At 54.5% G+C, this 17,514-nt stretch carries 14 protein-coding genes and 1 tRNA gene; 1 reads left to right on the top strand and 14 read right to left on the bottom strand.

What is annotated here, in order from left to right:
* Nucleotides 1-4: 4 nt before the first annotated feature.
* From A3L14_RS10790 to A3L14_RS10775, 4 genes are all read right to left on the bottom strand, one after another.
* Complete coding sequence (locus tag A3L14_RS10790; protein WP_055428469.1) at nucleotides 5-907, bottom strand: coiled-coil protein; 903 nt, start codon at nucleotides 905-907, stop codon at nucleotides 5-7.
* A 145-nt stretch (nucleotides 908-1,052) separates the two neighbouring features.
* On the bottom strand, nucleotides 1,053-1,895 hold the full coding sequence (locus A3L14_RS10785) for an SDH family Clp fold serine proteinase (protein ID WP_055428470.1): 843 nt from the start codon (nucleotides 1,893-1,895) through the stop codon (nucleotides 1,053-1,055).
* A gap of 48 nt (nucleotides 1,896-1,943) precedes the next feature.
* The gene (arcC, locus tag A3L14_RS10780; RefSeq protein WP_074631536.1) at nucleotides 1,944-2,891 is read right to left on the bottom strand and encodes a carbamate kinase; all 948 of its coding nucleotides are present in this window, start codon (nucleotides 2,889-2,891) and stop codon (nucleotides 1,944-1,946) included.
* Nucleotides 2,892-3,030: 139 nt separating this feature from the next.
* Nucleotides 3,031-4,293, bottom strand: a complete 1,263-nt coding sequence (locus tag A3L14_RS10775; protein WP_074631535.1) for a phytoene desaturase family protein — start codon at nucleotides 4,291-4,293, stop codon at nucleotides 3,031-3,033.
* A gap of 268 nt (nucleotides 4,294-4,561) precedes the next feature.
* Here A3L14_RS10775 and A3L14_RS10770 point away from each other — a divergent pair, with 268 nt between their 5' ends.
* Entirely contained in the window at nucleotides 4,562-6,301 is a 1,740-nt protein-coding gene (locus tag A3L14_RS10770; RefSeq protein ID WP_055428471.1) for a prenyltransferase/squalene oxidase repeat-containing protein, read from the top strand.
* Nucleotides 6,302-6,352: 51 nt separating this feature from the next.
* Here A3L14_RS10770 and gor read toward each other — a convergent pair whose 3' ends face one another.
* From gor to gcvT, 10 genes are all read right to left on the bottom strand, one after another.
* On the bottom strand, nucleotides 6,353-8,311 hold the full coding sequence (gene gor / locus A3L14_RS10765; RefSeq protein ID WP_055428472.1) for a glyceraldehyde-3-phosphate:ferredoxin oxidoreductase: 1,959 nt from the start codon (nucleotides 8,309-8,311) through the stop codon (nucleotides 6,353-6,355).
* Between the two features lie 124 nt (nucleotides 8,312-8,435).
* Nucleotides 8,436-8,801 carry a DUF1667 domain-containing protein gene (locus tag A3L14_RS10760; RefSeq protein WP_055428473.1) on the bottom strand — a complete coding sequence of 122 codons (366 nt, stop codon included), beginning with the start codon at nucleotides 8,799-8,801 and terminating at the stop codon, nucleotides 8,436-8,438.
* The gene (locus A3L14_RS10755) at nucleotides 8,794-10,044 is read right to left on the bottom strand and encodes an NAD(P)/FAD-dependent oxidoreductase (protein WP_055428474.1); all 1,251 of its coding nucleotides are present in this window, start codon (nucleotides 10,042-10,044) and stop codon (nucleotides 8,794-8,796) included. Before A3L14_RS10755 ends, A3L14_RS10760 begins: the two co-directional genes overlap by 8 nt.
* Nucleotides 10,034-11,533 carry an NAD(P)/FAD-dependent oxidoreductase gene (locus A3L14_RS10750; protein ID WP_055428475.1) on the bottom strand — a complete coding sequence of 500 codons (1,500 nt, stop codon included), beginning with the start codon at nucleotides 11,531-11,533 and terminating at the stop codon, nucleotides 10,034-10,036. Before A3L14_RS10750 ends, A3L14_RS10755 begins: the two co-directional genes overlap by 11 nt.
* Nucleotides 11,534-11,713: 180 nt before the next feature.
* On the bottom strand, nucleotides 11,714-13,201 hold the full coding sequence (gene glpK, locus A3L14_RS10745; protein WP_055428476.1) for a glycerol kinase GlpK: 1,488 nt from the start codon (nucleotides 13,199-13,201) through the stop codon (nucleotides 11,714-11,716).
* A gap of 123 nt (nucleotides 13,202-13,324) precedes the next feature.
* Entirely contained in the window at nucleotides 13,325-14,452 is a 1,128-nt protein-coding gene (gene fbp / locus A3L14_RS10740) for a fructose-1,6-bisphosphate aldolase/phosphatase (protein ID WP_055428477.1), read from the bottom strand.
* 113 nt (nucleotides 14,453-14,565) lie between these two features.
* Nucleotides 14,566-14,802 carry a hypothetical protein gene (locus A3L14_RS10735; RefSeq protein ID WP_055428478.1) on the bottom strand — a complete coding sequence of 79 codons (237 nt, stop codon included), beginning with the start codon at nucleotides 14,800-14,802 and terminating at the stop codon, nucleotides 14,566-14,568.
* 353 nt (nucleotides 14,803-15,155) lie between these two features.
* A tRNA-Trp gene (locus A3L14_RS10730) sits at nucleotides 15,156-15,296 on the bottom strand.
* A gap of 27 nt (nucleotides 15,297-15,323) precedes the next feature.
* Nucleotides 15,324-16,163, bottom strand: a complete 840-nt coding sequence (locus tag A3L14_RS10725) for a DMT family transporter (protein ID WP_055428479.1) — start codon at nucleotides 16,161-16,163, stop codon at nucleotides 15,324-15,326.
* 129 nt (nucleotides 16,164-16,292) lie between these two features.
* Nucleotides 16,293-17,489, bottom strand: a complete 1,197-nt coding sequence (gene gcvT, locus A3L14_RS10720) for a glycine cleavage system aminomethyltransferase GcvT (protein WP_055428480.1) — start codon at nucleotides 17,487-17,489, stop codon at nucleotides 16,293-16,295.
* Nucleotides 17,490-17,514 lie beyond the last annotated feature (25 nt).

Below are 17,514 nucleotides of genomic sequence, written 5' to 3'. Positions count from 1 at the left end.
GGCCTCAGACGAGGTTGTACCTCTGGAGGAGGAGCAGTTCGTCGAGTGTTAGCTTCTCGCCGCGCTTGAACTTCTCAAGGGCCTCAACGGCCTTCTCGAAGCTGGCGTCCTTCTTCGAACGCATCCTGGCGACGAGCCTGTAGGCTATGAGCTCCTTGTGCCTCTCGTCGTACTCCCGTATCTTCTTCTCGATCTCGCGGAGCTCCTTCCTGACTTCCTTGATCTTCTCCCTGAGTTCGACGACCTTAGCGTGGTACTCGTCGGCCTCCTTCTTGACCTCGTCGGCCTGGTTGAAGGCCTTTATCATCTGCTCGTGGAACTGCTGGCTCTGGTTGGCGAGCTTCTGTATCTCCATGCTTATGCCTCTCCTGGCCTTCTTGAGCTGGTTCACCTTCTTTCTCGTTTCAATGAGCTTGTTGTGGAACCTCTGGGCCTGCTGGATTATCTCAAGCTCAGTTGCAAGAACCTGGATCTGGTCGACTATCTGCTTCTCCCTGTCTGGGGTTATGTTCGGGTTGGTCTGGAGCTCCCACTCCAGCTTCTCTATGCGCTCCTGTATTTTCTCAGGCGGCATCTTGAGCCTGCGGAGCTGGTTGTACTCGTCCCTCTTCGTCCTGTACTCTAGTATCTCCTGGTAGAGGAGGTCGAGCTTGGCGTTTATCTCCTCGCGGTTCTTCTTGAGCTCCTGTATCTGTTGGTTGATTTCATCCCTCTTGGCTTTATACTCACGCCCCTTCTGGCGGAGCTGCTTGACCTCGTTGTTCTTTTCGTCCCTCTTCTGAACCCAGATTTGAAGCTCCTTCTCCAGCTCATCTAGTTTGGCCCTTATCTCGTTTCTCTCCTTTTCAAGGGCCTCTATCTCCCTCTTGATCCTCTTAATTTCCTCTGGATCCACTTTCACTTGCATCTCTCTTCCCCTTCCCTATTTTTAGAACAGCCCGTGAGCTTACTCCAAACATCTGGACTGAAAACGGTGAGAGTAAATAAAAACTTTTTGGCTGAAATTTTGAGAACAATTCGAAAAAGGTTAAAGTAATAGAAAACCCGGCACTTCAGGAGCTCTCGCCCTTCTGGGTGTAAGGCATGAACTCCACCGTGCCCCTCTGCTTTGTTGGCTGCCTGTAGAGCTCCATAAGGGCATAAACTTCATCTGGAACCTCCGTTTCAACGTGAAGGCCGAGCTCCTTGGCGTGCTCGTATGTAATGGGATAGTCATGGGTCCACCGGCCCTCGGTGAGTATCTGGGCCAGCTCTCTGGCTTTCTCCTCCCCGTACCTGTCCTTCAGGAGGCCGTAAACGAACTCCCTAACCTGTTTGATGGCCTTTTCTGCCACGTCCGCCAGGATGAGTGTCTGGTCGTCCACCTTGTCAACGCCCTTCCTCTCGACGGCTCTCACTATGCTCGGCCCGGGGTACTGGCCGAGCTGGGGGTCAACCGGCCCCAAAACCGCGTGGGGGTCCATTATTATCCTGTCCGCGGCGAGGGCGATGAGCGTTCCGCCGCTCATGGCGTAGTGGGGAACTATGACACGTGTTTCAGCCGGGTGGTCGTGCAGTGCCTTTGCTATCTGAGTTGCCGCGAGAACCAACCCTCCGGGGGTGTGTATTATGAGGTCTATCGGCTTGTCCTTGGGGGCGGCTCTAATAGCTCTGAGCACCTCCTCGCTGTCCTCGATGCTTATGAACTTGTAGAAGGGTATTCCAAAGAGCCCGACGCTCTCCTGCCTGTGGATCATCGTTATCACGGTTGAGCCCCGCTTTTCCGAGAGCCTCTTCAGTATCTTTGCCCTGGCTAGCTGCAGGCTCCTGTACTGCATCTGGGGCCACAGGAGGATGTACATGAAGAACAGCCACCACAGCAGGGAGCCAAAGAACCCGGTCGTCGCGTCCGCCATGTCATCACCGGATAAAATTTGGGAAGAGAGGTATTTATAGGATTTGGTTCAGCCTTTTATGACCTGCGTTCCGGTCTTTCCTTCCAGGGCATCAACGGCCTTTTCCAGGTGGGCTATGACGGCCCTCTCGCCGCCCCACTCGACGAATCTTATCGCGGCCAAAACCTTCGGTCCCATGCTGCCTTTCTTGAAGTGCCCCTCCTCGTAGTACCTCCTGAGCTCCTCGGCGGTGACCTTTCCGAGCCACCTCTCGTCGGGTTTTCCGAAGTTCAGGGCGGCACCGTTCACGTCGGTGAGTATCATGAAGATGTCGGCGTTAACCTCTTCCGCAAGCTTCTCACCGGCCAGATCCTTGTCTATGACCGCCTCGACGCCCTTGAGCTGGCCGTCCTCCTCGATGACGGGAACTCCGCCGCCCCCGCTGGCGATGACTATGAACCCCTTCTCAACGAGGTCCCGGATGATTTCCGCCTCGACGTGGCCCTTTGGATCGGGACTCGGCACTACTCTTCTCCAGCCCCTGCCGGAGTCCTCTATGACGACCCAGCCCTTTTCCTCTGCGAGCTTTTTGGCCGTCTCCTCGTCGTAGAAGGGCCCAACCGGCTTGCTCGGGTGCTGGAATGCTGGATCGTCCTTGTCAACGATGGTCTGGGTTACTATAGTCGCCACGGGCTTATCTATCCCGCGTCTCTTCAGCTCGTTCCTTATCGCCTGCTGTATCATGTACCCTATCTGGCCCTGCGTCATTGCTCCGGCCACGTCCATGGGCTGGGCCGGGATGCCGTGGGTGGCCTGACCCGCGTCCATGTGGAGGAGCAAAGCACCGACCTGGGGGCCGTTTCCGTGGGTGATTACAACCTCGTAGTCACCGTCAAGGATTATATCCACTATCTGCTTGGCCGTCTTCATGACGTTGGCCATCTGCTCCTCGTAGGTTCCCCTCTGACCTCGCTGGAGAATAGCGTTACCGCCAAGAGCGATGACAACCCTCTTCATGAGCATCACCTCCTGGATGGATAACTCAGCGCAGGAGGATAAAAACGTTCGTTAGGAGCCAGGACTGTTCACCGAAAAAAGGTTCGGGGGAAGGAAAAATAAGTTGGCAAAGGTAAAGAAAGGACGGGCAAGGACTGCCTCAGAGATACCATTCCCGGAAGTCCCCAAGGCCGAGCCTCTCAAGGGTTTTCATGACCCCCAGGGCTATGCCCTCAACCTCTATTCCCCCAGGCGGCTTGTATGCATCGCCCACGATGTAAACGTCCTCCACCGGGAAGTCCTCAACGGTCTGGCCGCTGGCGACCCTGTTAACGGGATTCCCATCGAGGTAGGTCTGTACCAGCAGGATTTCTCCCTCGCTATCGAGGTTCGGGAAGATTCTGTAGATGTCTTCGATGCCCTTTCTCTGCTCTGCCTTGACGTTCCTGCCCTGCAAAGCGTGGTGGAGCATTATCAAGGTATAGCCCTCTTTAGCCAGCTCCGGGGAAATGCTTGAAGGCTCGTTGTAGCCGTTTATCCTCTCGGTGTCGAGGGTGAAGACGACGGTGTTTCCTATCCTCGGCCCACCCTTCAGGGCCACGTTGTACTTTATCCCCTCGCTCGGCTTCAGCGAATCCACTCTTCTTAAGTACTCGCGGTCAAAGTTCTCCCTTCCGATCAGCTCGACGGTCTCCTTTATCCCGATGTTGGAGATGAGAACGTCGTATGAAAGCTCGTCGCCGTCGGAGGTGATAACCCTCCTTGCCTCGGGGTCAACTTCGACGGCCCTTTTCCTAGTGAGGATTTTTCCGCCGTTGGCTTCCGTTATCCTTGCCAGCTCTCCGGTTATTGCCCTACACCCGCCCTTGACCAGGCCCGGCCCGCCCCACCTCAGGGCAGCCTTTATCTCCCTCGCTAGCTCACCAGCAGGAACGTCCAGGACGCTGTCGGCCCAGCCGAGGAAGCTCTTGATGAAGAGGTCAGCAAACTCGTTGTCGCCTATCCTTTCCCTTATCCATTCTCTCCCGCTCATCTCGGCCTCTTCTTCGGTTGGGAGCCTGTTCCTCTTGATGTCGAGCAGGAGCTTTGTAGCCCTTGCCTTCTCGGTGAAGCTCAGGTACTTCCAGCCATCGCGGTAGTGGAAGGTCTTTCCGTCGTAGAAAATCATGCCCTTGGGGTTGGAGTTCACTATTTGGACGTCCGCGTTGAGGAGCCCGAGGAGGTGAGCCAGAGGCCCGTCCTCCCCGTGGGGAAGCATGTGGAAGGCGCCAGTGGAGAGGCCAAAACATTTGTAGTTTAAATTTGTGAAGCGGCCGCCGATGTAAGGAGCCTTTTCAATGACGGTGACATCGTAACCATTTTTGGCTAGAAACGACGCGGTTAGAAGACCGCCGATTCCGGAGCCTATTACAACTGCCCTCATTTTTCTCACCTGAAAACCTGGGGGAGGCGGAGAATATAAGGGTTTAGCTATTGCATGGCTATGCAAGTCCTTTACTCAGGCGTATTTTCGTCGATCCCACTGGGAAACCTTAACTCCGAAAAAAATTTGTACCAGAAAAAAACGAAGAAAGTTTACCCATAGTAAATGAAAAGCTTATAAAGGCCAGTGAATTATATATTGCAAAAACGAAAGCCTCTCCGCGAGCACGTACGTGGCAATTGATTCATCCGCGTTTTGAGGTGGGACGATGAGGGAAAAAATCCTAGCTACCCTTTTGATTTTATTGAGCATCACGGCCGTCATCTCAATAACGAAAACGCACACTGAAAACGCCACTGCACTCAATATAACAACTCCCTCATGGACAAACTGGACGGTAAGGCGCCTTTACCTCGCTCAGAATCCGTTTACAGGTGGCTGGAACGGCGATGTCTCATTTACAATACTTCCCAGCCTTTATCATACATATCACGGCGTGATGACGCTGACCCTTCTGAACTTGAGCCCAAAACATCCCGAAAAAACCATAGAGTTCCTGAGGGAAGAAGAGGAGAATTTTTACAGCGGTCGGAATTATCCTTCGGTTCTTGACGCCTATTATCTGCTGACACTCTTTAAAGAGTTCAATATAAGCCCCAGAAACAGGGGGGCCTTCGAAAACTTCATCATTGAGGACATGGAGAGGTCAAATTACACATTTCTGCATGCAAAAACTCTCATTCTGCTTAACTCCACCCTGGCGAAGAACGTTTCCATGTCCCTCTGGCTCGAGCTGAGGCCGGAGCACTCACTGGAGTTCTTATGGGACTTCCTTCAGCTCAGGGGGCTTCTCATTGAATCCGGATACTCCCCCGATGAAATACCCGGCTACACTGTGATGTATGACACCGCGAGGGCCGTGTTTGATGAGGCGTCTGGCAGAATAGAGAACCTCGGTTTCTTTGACCTCAAAACCATAGCGAGATTCATGCGGGAAGAGCACATCAAAAACGAGACGTTAAGGAGAAGAATACTAACGAGTATTCAGAAATACAAGTGCCCTGACGGCTCATACTCCGATACAAGAGGCGCTAAAAAGGGACACCTCGAGACCACCCATTGGGCTGTGGAAACGATAACCTATGCGGGGGGAGAAGTTGGGGAGGATACTATAAGCTACCTGCGGTCCCTTGAAGGGCCCCTGGGAGGTTTCATAGACATCCCAGACTACATAGTGCCGAATCCCGTGGGCACTGCCTTCTCCGTGATGACCCTTAAGCTTTTGAACTCAACGGTGCCCAATGAGACGGCAGTCAGGAACTACCTGCTCACCGAAATCTCACGGGAGAGTAAACCGAGCCTGATATGGGTTGAATACAGGGCACTAAAGGAGCTTGGTGTGTCCAACAGTGATCTTAAAACGAGAGTAGAACCCCGTCTGAAAAGCTTCATCGCCAACCTGAACCTCTCAGAGGTCTATCAAAACCACTACCTGCTGAAGGATATATACTATCTCCTTGTAACGAGCAGGGAACTGGGCATTGAGATCGATAAACAATGGAAGGAAAACGTGACCTCCTTTGTTTTGGGTCTGAAAGATAGTGATGGAGGATTTGGGAGCAAAATATCAAAGATAAAAATTAACCGGCTTGAAATAACTCTTTACTCTGTCCTGATCCTCAACGAGCTTGGGTACGAATATAGGGACGAAAAGACAGTGGAGTTCATCAAGTCCAGCAGAAACGGTGCCCTGTGGTGGTCTTTACCAATAACCAGGTACGCTTTGCTGGCTCTAAGTTCAATGGGGGCCAAGATTGACGGGAAAGAAGAGGTAGTAAAGGCGCTTGAGTTGAGGAAGTGCCCTTATGGCTTCTTCTCCTACGCCCCCTGCGAGCACCCCGAGCAGGGAGGACCGATACCAACGTTTTTGGCGCTCGATATACTCAGGCTTCTTGGTTATCATCAGCCAGCCGCATTTTTTACATTTTTAGATTTGAGCCAGTCATAGGGTAGAAAACCGACAATCGTTCTTCCCGCAAATAGATAGAAAAACGAAAACTCAGAGCCTCCAGTCCACACCGAGGGCCTCGCTGTAAGCTTCTAAAACCTTCTCAAGGTACTCCTTCGCCGTGCCGACCTTGTCAATCCTGAACTTCTCGGCCCAGCGCTCGTTTCCGAACTCCTCGCTGCCAGCGGAGACAAGGTCTATAACGCGCATGCTGTCCCAGAAGACGGGGGTGTAGCCGGCCTTTCTGGCGTACTCTATCAGCCTCTTAATCTGCTTCTTCGCGTGCTCCTCCATGTCAACGTTCTCGCCGTAGGCGTCCATGAAGAGCGCCTTGAGGACGGGCTTCATCCAGCCTCTATGAAATCTGCACCAGCCGACGTTGTCGTACCAGAACTCCCAGAGGGCGCTCGCGATTATCTTTTGAGCGAGCTCCTCAGGCTCAAGGAAGACGCCGAACTGGTAGAACGTCCAGTAGCGACCCTGAATCGGGAGCGGGATGTAGTTTCCTATCGCCCAGTACATCGTCGGCGTCATCTCTCCGTTCTCGCCGAGCGGAACGAAGACGCCGTAGTCCTTGAAGCTCTCGCCGTACTTCAGCCTGTCCTTGAACCTCTCGTCGAGTATAACGCTGGCCTTCCTCTTTCCGAGGCCGATTATCCTCGCTATCTCGTTCTCGGCGAAGGCAACGCGGTGGGCCAGCTCGGCGACGAGCTTGGCGTTGATTTCACTCGCCTCGACCGGCCTCTCAAGAAGGGCCTCTTTGGTGAACTCCGGCTTTCCGCTTAACCCAACTTCCTCCGGCTTGAGCAGACCGCGGTGGATTAATTCCAAAACCCATGCGGCGGTTCCGCCGAACTCTATGGCGTCGAAGCCCATGGCATCTGCCGCGTGGACGCTTATGTCGCTTGCCCTGAGCGAGATGCTTCCGCTGAGCGGCCCGTTGGCCTCGTAGGGCTCGTACTCGACGTGGTGCCCCCTGCGGTGCTTCTTACACACGACCGGACAGGGCTCGCCGCAGGTCGTCCAGTTCTTGGGCTTTATGGCCTCCTCATTGAAGGGTTCCCAGTAGTGCTTCATTATGTTCTCGTGGATTTTTATGCGCTCTTCCTTTTCGATGTACGGCATCTGCCAGTTAAGGATGGGCACGAAGTCGCCTTCGGCCGGGTAGTTGCCGCCGAAGGTTCCGCCAGTGTTGAGCTTGGGGTTGAAGCGGTACTTGGTCGTCTTCTCGGCTATTATCTCGTTGTACGGCTTTTTGTGCACGCCCTCGACGATACTCTTGGAGGTCTTGAAGCTGCCGATGTCCTCCCCCGGGAAGCTTCTCCTCCCCGGCTTTCCGCCGAAGACTATTCCGACGACGTTGTGGGCCCTGAGAAGAACAGAACCCGGACCTCCCCTTGCCGCCCAGTCCTCGCTTCCAACAAGCCTTTCTCCCTTTCTGAGCGCCTGGGAGAATATCGCTCCGTAGTTGGTGTTCAGCGAAGCCGGCCCAACGACGGCTATGCGGTACTCGAAGTCAAACCTGCCGCCAAAGGTATCTATGAGGTACTGTGTGAGGGCATAGACTCCCTCCTCTCCCTTGTAGCCCCTCCAGATTTCAACGACCCTCTCAAGCTCTATAGCGTGGAGCTCCACCCTTACGTTTTCGCCGTCGTTGTAGAGTAAAACAACGACGGGCTTCTCGGCCTTGCCCTCGAAGGCCACGAAGTCTATGCCAACGTTTTTGAAGGTGTATGCCGCCCCTCCCATTGCAGATGGAAAGAGAGTCCCGTAGAGGGGGGAACGGAAGAAGAACATGAGCCTGTGCGCCCCGGGCAGGGTTGAGCCTGAAAACGGCCCCATTCCCATTACCATGACGTTCTGGGGGTCGTATGGTTCAAGGCTGTGGGTTTCCAGGCTCTCGTGAACTTCTATTCCGTAGTCTATAACCCCGTATATTCCATCCCTCTCCAGCTCCTCGCTTTCGACCTTTCCTTCGTTCAGGTTGATCCTGAGAACCGTGAACCTCATATCCCTCACCCCGTATCACTCCCAGTGTTATTTACAATTAATGTATTTAAGAGTTTTGAGAGGCTGCGTTATGTCCTGCCGCCGGAGGAAATAAAATAGCGAATCAAGCGGAGGCTTTGCCGTACTACGCCTCCCTCGTGGCAACGATGTTCGCCCCGGTTCCCAGTACGTTCTCAACGATGACCTGTCCTACGCTGACCGGCGCTTCGACCTCAACTTCCGCGAGCTTTTTCATTATCGCGGGTATGAGCTCCTTGGGAACGGGCCTGTCGCTTTTAACTGCCACCGTCGGAAACCTTCCCCCCCTAACCTTCACGACGCTCATGACGATGCGCTTCGGCTCCCTGATTTCCTGTATCGCGTAGTCCTTTCCCCGGGGGCATGTGAAGCCCTCAACTCCGGTTATCCTGTCGCCCTCCATGGTCACCTCCACTGTACAGCCAAGGGGGCAGACGATGCAGGTCAGCCTGAACTTCTTGATCTCACTCATCCCGGACGACCTCCATGGTGATTCTGTCTTTGGCCCGGGCTATCTCCTCCTTCTTCAGCTTCACCCTTATCATCTCAGAGGGCCTCACGAATGGGAGTCTTATCTCCTTTCCAATCTCCGGGAAGCGGAGCCTGACGTTCTCCTCCGGCTCCCCAACCCTCGCGTAGATTGTGACGTCCTTGGTGTCAGCTAAGTAGTGCGGCACGGCGAGCCTGATGTTCCTCCCCTTCACGAGCTTCCTCCATTTGAGGGCCGGCAGGCCGCCGTTTTTGACGAACTCGTACGCCCCCATGGCGGCCTCCTCGCCCTGCTCGACGACGTAGTCAACGAGGTCGTTTATGACTAGGGCGTTTCCGGCCACAAATATCCCCGGAACGCTGGTTTCGAGGTAGCTGTTGACGACCGGCCCTCTGGTGGCGGGATCTATCTCCACCCCTGCCTTTTCTATGACTTTGAGGTACGGAACAAGACCGGCCGCCAGAACGACGGTATCGCACTCTATGCTCTCCTCCGTTCCAGGAATGGGCCTAAGCTTCTCGTCCACCTTCGTCACGATGACCCTCTCGACCCTCTTCTTTCCTTCGACCCTTGTTACTGCATGGCTCAGGTAGAGGGGGATTCCAAAGTCCTCAAGGCACTGGACGACGTTTCTTGTTAGTCCGCCTGGATAGGGCATCAGCTCTATGACGGCCTTTACCTTTGCCCCCTCAAGGGTAAACCTTCTCGCCATTATGAGGCCGACGTCGCCCGAACCGACTATGACTATCTCCTTTCCGGGCATCACTCCGTAGATGTCCATCATGGTTTGGGCTTCCCCGGCTGTGTAAATCCCTGCGACCCTGTGGCCGGTTATTCCTATCTCGAACATGTGCCTCTCCCTTGCACCGGCGGCGTAGACAACGGTCCTTGCCGCCACCTCAAAGAGCCCCTCCTCCGTGACTATCCTCAGAATCTTGTGCCTGTAAGAGTACGGCACCACCTCAAGGACGTGGGCGTTCGTGTAGTATTCGACGTCCAGCGCCCTGAACCGTTCGATTATGCGGTGTATGAACTCCGTTCCTGTCAGATCCTCTTTGAAGTAGTGAATTCCGAAGCCCGGATGAACGCACTGGAGGGGTATCCCCCCCAGGAACTCCCTGTTCTCGATGAGGAGGACGTTAAGGCCGAGCTCCTTCGCCTTTATTGCAGCGGCAAGGCCAGCCGGCCCCCCTCCAATGACAATGACGTCGTACTCACTCCTCATTCTCCTCACCCCTCAGGAGAACCTTTATGTCACCGATGCCGTATTCGGTGCCTTCTCCCTTGATGCTGACCTCCCAGAGCGGGACTCCGGTTTCCCTGGCGATGATGTTGGTTATCCTCACCCTGCAGAAGGAACCCTGACAGGTTCCGCCAGTGACACCTGTCCTGAGCTTAACGCCGTCGAGGGTTATCGTCCTGACGCCCATCTTCTTCATCCTGGCTATTGCGTCGAGTATATCCCCCTCCGTTATCGTGCGGCACATGCAGATTACCCTGCCGTGTGAGGGGTTCTCCTTCACGAGCTCTGCCTGCTTTTCCCTTGGGAGGGCCTTGAACCAGAAGGCGTTCCTGTGGGGGTTCCAGCGGGACTTTTTGGTTAGCTTTACGTCCAGCTTGCCTTCAATCAGCTCTTCAGTAACGTAGTGTGCTATTGCAGGCGCGGCTGTGAGTCCGGGCGACCTTATCCCTGCAACGTTTATGAAGCCCCAGGGGTCATCGTAGGCCTCTATTATCCACCTGCCGTCCGGGGGCTCTGGCCTCAGACCCGCGAAGGTTCTTATCACCCTGCTCTTGGGGGGCAGTCCCTTGACGAGCTTCTTCGCCATCTCCCAGACGAACTCCAGCCCCTCCCGGGTTGTGGAGGTGTCGTCCTTAGCTTCCTCGGGCAGATCCTCGGCGGTGGGTCCTATCATCACCCCGTCGTTCATCTCGGTGATGACGTAAACCCCTTTTGTGGTCGGGGTCGGCGTCTGGTGGACTATCCTCCTGACCTTCGGCCCGGCATCGTCGTCGAAGATGTAGTACTCTCCCTTCCTGGGACGTATTGTGAAGTAATCTATGCCCGCCATGGCCGAGATTCTGTCCGCGTATAAACCTGCCGCGTTTATGACGAGGTCGGCCTCGATGAACCCCCGGTTAGTCTCAACGCCCTTTATCTCCCCGTTCTCAACCTTTATCCCGCGCACCTCGGTTTCGGGGTGGAACCTAACTCCGTTGTCGACCGCGTTCTCGGTGAGTGCCACGGCCGCCATCGGGGAGGACATCACTCCAGCTGTCGGTGCCCACAGCGCCCCTGCGGCGTTTGGGTTGACGTTGGGCTCAAGTTTCAGAAGCTCCTCCCTATCAACGAGCCTGACGCCCGGAACGCCGTTTTTCTGCGCAAGCTCCAGGTAGTACTCGGCGACCTTCATGTCTTCCTCTTTGAGTGCGACCATGAGCTCGCCCGGCCACTTCGCTGGAATTCTCAGCTCTTTCGTCCACTGGTACCAGAGCCTGTTTCCCTCGACGCAGAGCTTTGCCCTCAGTGGGTGCTTTTCGGGATCGTCCTCGTGTCCGGGATGGATTATGCCCGTGTTCGCCTTGCTGACTCCCATCCCCGCGTCGACGTTTCTCTCGATTAGATGGACCTCAACTCCCTCGTACTGGCTGAGAACGCGCGCTATCGACGCCCCTACGACGCCGGCACCGATTATTGCGATCCGTGTCTTCATCCTTTTTCCCTCCTAATTAACTTAAAAAAGGGTTTTTCCCGTTTTAAAGCTTTCTTAAACCTTAAGTTTGGCCAAAAAGGGAGGAAAGAACAGTTCTGGGCATCAGGAAAAAGGGCAGGGATGAACAGCATTTGAATGTGCTGATGTGTTCATATGGTGCGTCGTTTTTGTGATTCACAGTCAGGCTTCCACTACCTTTGCCCACCCAAGTGCTCTCTTTACTGCCTCTTTCCATCCGTGGTAGAGTTTCTCCCTTGTTTCTTTATCCATAGTTGGCTCGAATATCTTCTCCGCCTTCCAGAGGTTCTGTATCTCCTTGAGGCTCTCCCAGTAATCAACGGCCAAACCGGCCAGATATGCCGCCCCCAACGCGGTGGTCTCTTTCACCACCGGTCTTACGACACGTCTGTCCAATATGTCAGCCTGGAACTGCATCAGGAAGTCGTTGGCAGTTGCCCCTCCATCAACCCTCAGCTCCTTTATGCCGACCAGCTTCTCCATCTCCTCAATAACATCGCGTGTTAGGTATGCTATTGCCTCAAGCGTTGCCCTCGCGAGGTGTTCCCTGCCCGTTCCGCGCGTTATCCCGATTATTAATCCCCTCGCGAACTGATCCCAGTAAGGCGCTCCAAGGCCCACAAATGCTGGAACGAAGTAGAGCCCCTCGTTGCTCTCAAGCCTTCTTGCGAGTTCTTCCGTTTCAGAGGCATGCTTAATTATCCTGATTCCATCACGGAGCCAATGGACAGCGGCGCCGGTTACGAATACGCTCCCTTCGAGGGCGTAGGTAACCCTTCCATCGAGTCCCCAGGCGATGGTTGTTAGCAGGTTACTGGAATAGCGGACGGTTTTGCCGGTGTTGGCTAAGATGAAGCTTCCCGTCCCGTAGGTGGCCTTAACCATTCCGGTCTCAAAGCCTGCCTGACCAAATAAAGCGGCCTGCTGGTCGCCTGCATCGCCGCTGACGGGTATTTCTCTTCCAAGGAGTTCCCTCTTTGTGTACCCGTAAATCTCGCTCGATTCCCTGACTTCGGGCAAAACCTCCGATGGAACATCAAACATCTCAAGCAGCTCATCGTCCCAGTCCAGTTTTTTGATGTTGAAGAGCATCGTTCTTGAGGCGTTTGAATAATCGGTCACGTGCTCTCCGGTAAGGCGGTAGATGAGGAACGTATCGACCGTTCCAAAGAGCACCTCGCCCCTCTCGGCTTTTTCCCTAAGTCCAGGAACGTTGTCGAGGAGCCACTTCAGCTTTGACGCTGAAAAGTATGCATCTGGCACGAGACCGGTCTTTTCCTTGATAACGTCGCCGTATTCGCGTTTTATCTCTTCCACCATCTCTGCAGTCCTTCTGCACTGCCAGACTATGGCGTTGTACAGAGGTTTGCCTGTTTTGTCCCATACTATGGTTGTCTCGCGTTGGTTCGTAACTCCTATGGCAGCGATCTGGCTTGGTTCCACGTTTTCCCTTTCCAGAGCAGTTTTTATTGCCCTTATTTGAGCGCTCCATATCTCTTCCGGGTCGTGCTCGACCCAGCCCGGTTTTGGATAGTGCTGTGGAAACTCGTACTGGCCGATCCCCTTGATGTCCCCTTCCCTGTCAAAAATTATTGCCCTCGCGGAGGTTGTCCCCTCGTCGAGAGAAAGGATGAACTTTTCTCCACTCATTCCAACCACCGGTGTATATTTCTATTCTTCCCCTCTTGATTGTGTACATTGATGGCTATGGCATTTGGAAGTTATAAGATTTTGTGGACAGAATGGCCGTGGAGTACAGAAAGAAAAAGAAAATCACTCGACGGGCTCGAACCTGTCCTTGAGCTTCTCCAGGACTCCAGGGAGGGTGGTGTACTCCATGTCCTCCATCGGGAGCCTGTGGGGCTCGAACGGGCCGTGCCTGCGAATGTACTCCGCTATTTCCAGAGCCTTCTGCCTGGCCCCGTCAAAGGCAGGGTCATCGAAGAGGTCAACCGGGCCGACGAGCTTTCCTTCGGGGCTTATCTGCCAGCCGAGGGCAACGACCCTTGGCGGGCCATCAAAACGGGTCGGGTTGGCCATGTGCATCGGAACAGGCATCACCGGGCCGTTGTGTGAACCCCTCATCCAGCCGCTTACAAGGTGCGGGAATGCGAAGGGCTCAAGAACCTCTCCGAGGGCCGGGAGACCGCTCTGGGCCCTGACGATGGCCACAGGGTCGTCCTTTCCAACGTACTCGCCGGCTATCTCGTAGAGCTTCTCGGTGCTTATGACGGCGACCGGCTCGTCCTTCGGGATTTTGTGTCCCTCTTTGGGGAAGACCCTCTTGATGACGTAGCGACTCTTGGCTCCGATGAGGGCGAGGAGGTCGTAGAGCTCCTCGGGAGTGCTGAGGATAACGCGCTTGTGCTCCTTTATGTCCCAGACCTCAAAGCGGAAGCCCATGTGCATGTTGGGGTCAATAACCAGTCCAGCGGTGTTGAAGGGATCCGCGAACATCCTGAATATCGGAAGGTTAAAAGCCCCGGGCTCGGTCTTGTCCATGTGGAAGGTCACTATCGGCTCGCTCTTCCTCAGGGTGATCTCCATCTCGGCTATCCCCGGCCCCATTCCCCTTATGTTGCCGCTGAATGCGTCTTTCAGAAGGTCCTGGCCAGCCCCATAGAGCCCGAGCCCCTTGGCGACCTTCGTGGCCTCCTCAAAGGTCTTCCAGGCCAGGCCGTGGATCTCGGAGCTGTCGACACCTTTCTTGTGAGTCATGATGAGCTGAAGGTCATCGCCGCAGGTGGCGACGTAGAAGTCGATTATCGTGCCCTCCTCCTGAGCCTTCGCAAGAACCTCCTCCGCAGTCTCAACGAGCTGGGGATGAACCCTTGAATGTCCCGGCCAGCCGCCGATGTCGGCCTTTATAACGCTGATCGTTATCTTCTCTCCAACTGCCATGGCAATCACCTCGATGGCTTTTAAGCACTTTTATACTTATAAAACGTTAATATCACCGCCGATGATACCCATAAAGGCGGCAAAGCCGAAATTCGGCGGAAAAAAGGAGAGGTTCACTCGCAGATGTCGGTCCATCCGAACTCCTCTTTGACAACCTTGATCAGGTTCCTGAGTTCTTCCTTCTTTATGTTGACGCTTGAGCTTGCGCCAACGAGGGCTATGATGCCGTGGACCTCTTCCTGCACCTGGATCACGTCGTCGCTGACCTTAACCACGCGGAGTTCCCTTCTGGCCGTTTCTCCTTCGCCGATGTAGAACTTGTCGTGGCCTATCTTTATGGGCTCCTCCATGATACCACCTCGTAAACTTTTTATGAGTCAAAGTTAATAAAACTTCCGCCGGCGCTGAGGCTTTTGGAAAAAGCTTCACCAAAAGTTCGTGATTCTTTTTGAGGTGCCTTTAGAGATGGATTCGTTTCAAAATCAGTCATTGGAAAGTTGGATTCTCCAAACAGGCTTTTTCACGCGGGTTCTACCATAACCGCGCTCCAAGGGAGCGCTAAAAACTTGAACCCCTTAAGAAGCGCATTTGGAGCAAATCCTCATATCAAAAAACAGCCATTGAAGAAAATCCACTCCAAAAGTAGCCGTTCAATAGAGAATCACAAGCTTTTGATCAAACTTTTCGCCAGAAAAGTTTGTACTGGTGGGGGCGCGGGGATTTGAACCCCGGTCCGCGGGTTTCTCCGGGTCAGAGCTCCAAAGGCTCATCCCCAAATCAGCAAACCCGCAAGTCCTCATACCTCTGGAGCCCGCGATGATGGACCAGGCTACACCACGCCCCCATCCGGCTTAACCTACCCAAGCCGAGTTTATAAGTTTTGCTGTCCCTTCCCGATGATTATACCGGTCACTATCATCGCCAGCCCCACCACCGTTGCCGGAGCTATGCTCTCCCCGACGAGGAGGGAGATGAAGAACAGGCTGAGGAATGGCACCAGGTAGGCAAGGTTTGATGCAAACGCCATGTCCCCCTCCACTGCCTGGTACCAGAGGAGGAAAGTAACTCCCATCTCGAACAGGCCGACGTAGATCGCTCCGGCGAGCCCTTCAGCGGGAGGGACGGCGAGCTCACCCATTAGGGCCATCGTAATGGAGATGTAGATGAAGCCGAAGAGGAAGTTCCAGAACATCTTTTCGACTAACTTTCTCCCATCGCGCAGGTTGAGGAGCCAGTAAGACGCCCAGACAACCGCGCTTCCAAGTCCGAGGGCCACACCTATTGGGTCCCTGAAGTTCAAACCCGCAACGTCTCCCTTCGTGGCAACGACTAATGCTCCAAAGAACCCTAGTAACAGGCCGAAGGCTGTCCCCGCCCCGGGTCTCTTTCCGAGGAGGGGAATAGAGAGAAGGACGAGGATCAGCGGCCAGGTGTAGTTGAGTGCCTGCGCTTCCTGGGCCGGCAGTCTGTCGTAGGCCGAGAAGAGGACGGTGTAGTAGAGGAGGGGGTTTATAAGGCCGAGGTAGGCCGAGCGGAGGTTTTCCCTTCTGGGGGTGAACTCTCTCGCGTGAAGAATTCCAAAGAGCACGAGCGAGGTTAGGGACGCGTAGAAGAGGAGCTGGAGAGGACTCATGTAGCGGAGTGAGAGCTTGAAGGCACTTGCGACGGTTGACCAGAGGAGAACGGCTCCGATCGCATGCCTGCGGGACATGACCCAAACTCATTTTTTGGGAATATAAATTCAGCGATTTTGGCTTTCCGAATAAAATTTGGTTCTGCTCCCGTTACCAGGTAACGCCCCCATTACCTAAAAGGTTTTTGGAGAAAAGAAGAGGAGGAATCACTCCTCCCTGAAGGCCCCGTACTTCTTGGGGTCGTAGAAGGGCGGAGCAACGGTTACGGCCTTCTTGGGTTTGCCCCTTATCTCTATCTCCAGCTCGACGCCGGGCTTGGCGTATTCTTCCTTCACGAAGGCTATTCCAATGCCTATTCCGAGGAGAGGTGAAGACGTTCCACTGGTGACCTCGCCTATGGGTTCGCCGTTAACGAGAACCCTGTAGCCCTCCCTCGGGATTCCCCTGTCCACCATCTTGAAGTGCACCATCTTCCTGCTGAGGCCGCGCTCTTTCTGCTTGAGGAGGGCATCTTTGCCAATGAACTCCTTGTCCCAGAAGATGGCGAAGTCGAGGTTGGCCTGGAGCGGGGTGACCTCGTCTATGTCCGTGCTGAGGAGCTGCATTTCCTTCGTCTCGTTGCCGTAGAGCGTGTAGCCGGCCTCAAGGCGAAGCGTGTCCCTGGCCCCGAGTCCGGCGGGTTTTATACCGTACTTCTCTCCGGCCTCAAGGATGGTCTTCCAGACGTGTAAAGCTTTCTCCGGCTCTCCGCGCTTGCTCTCGTCAGGGTGGTAAGGGTTGGCGTCCTCGAAGTAGACCTCAAAGCCGTTCTCCCCGGTGTAGCCGCTCCTTGAGAGGAGCATCTTTATCCCGTCGAGCTCGACTTCCTTTGCCTGGAACCACCAGAGCTCGTTGATGTCGATGCCGAAGAGGTCTTTCGCCAGGTCCCTCGCCCTTGGACCCTGTATCGAGAACATGGCCATGTCGTAGGTCTTGTTCTCGATTTCGAGATCGAGCTGGCCGAACTTCTCGATTCCTCTCTTTATGGCGTTAAACCAGGCGTCGAGCTTCTCAAAGGCATCGCTGTCGCAGACCATCATGTAGGTGTCGTCCCCCATGTTGAAGACGAGGGTCTCGTCCTTTACCGCTCCGCGCTCGTTGAGGACGAGGGTGTAAGTCCCGCTTATCGCAGGGGGCCTGCTTATGTCGTTGGTGGTCACGTACTGAAGGAACTCCAAAGCATCTTTACCGCGGAAGATGAACTCTCCCATGTGGGAGACGTCGAAGATTGCCACGCCGTTCCTTACAGCTAGGTGCTCCTCCTTTATGCTGGAGTACCAGATGGGCATCTCCCAGCCGGCAAAAACTTCAACCTTCTTCGCGTTTTCCTTGTGCCAGTCAAAGATGTGAACCCTCTTGACCATAGCTATCACCGTTGAGAGTTCGCTC

The sequence above is a fragment of the Thermococcus thioreducens genome (assembly GCF_002214545.1).
GTDB classification, from domain to species: Archaea; Methanobacteriota_B; Thermococci; order Thermococcales; family Thermococcaceae; genus Thermococcus; species Thermococcus thioreducens.
This window is presented reverse-complemented; position numbering and strand designations above follow the sequence as displayed.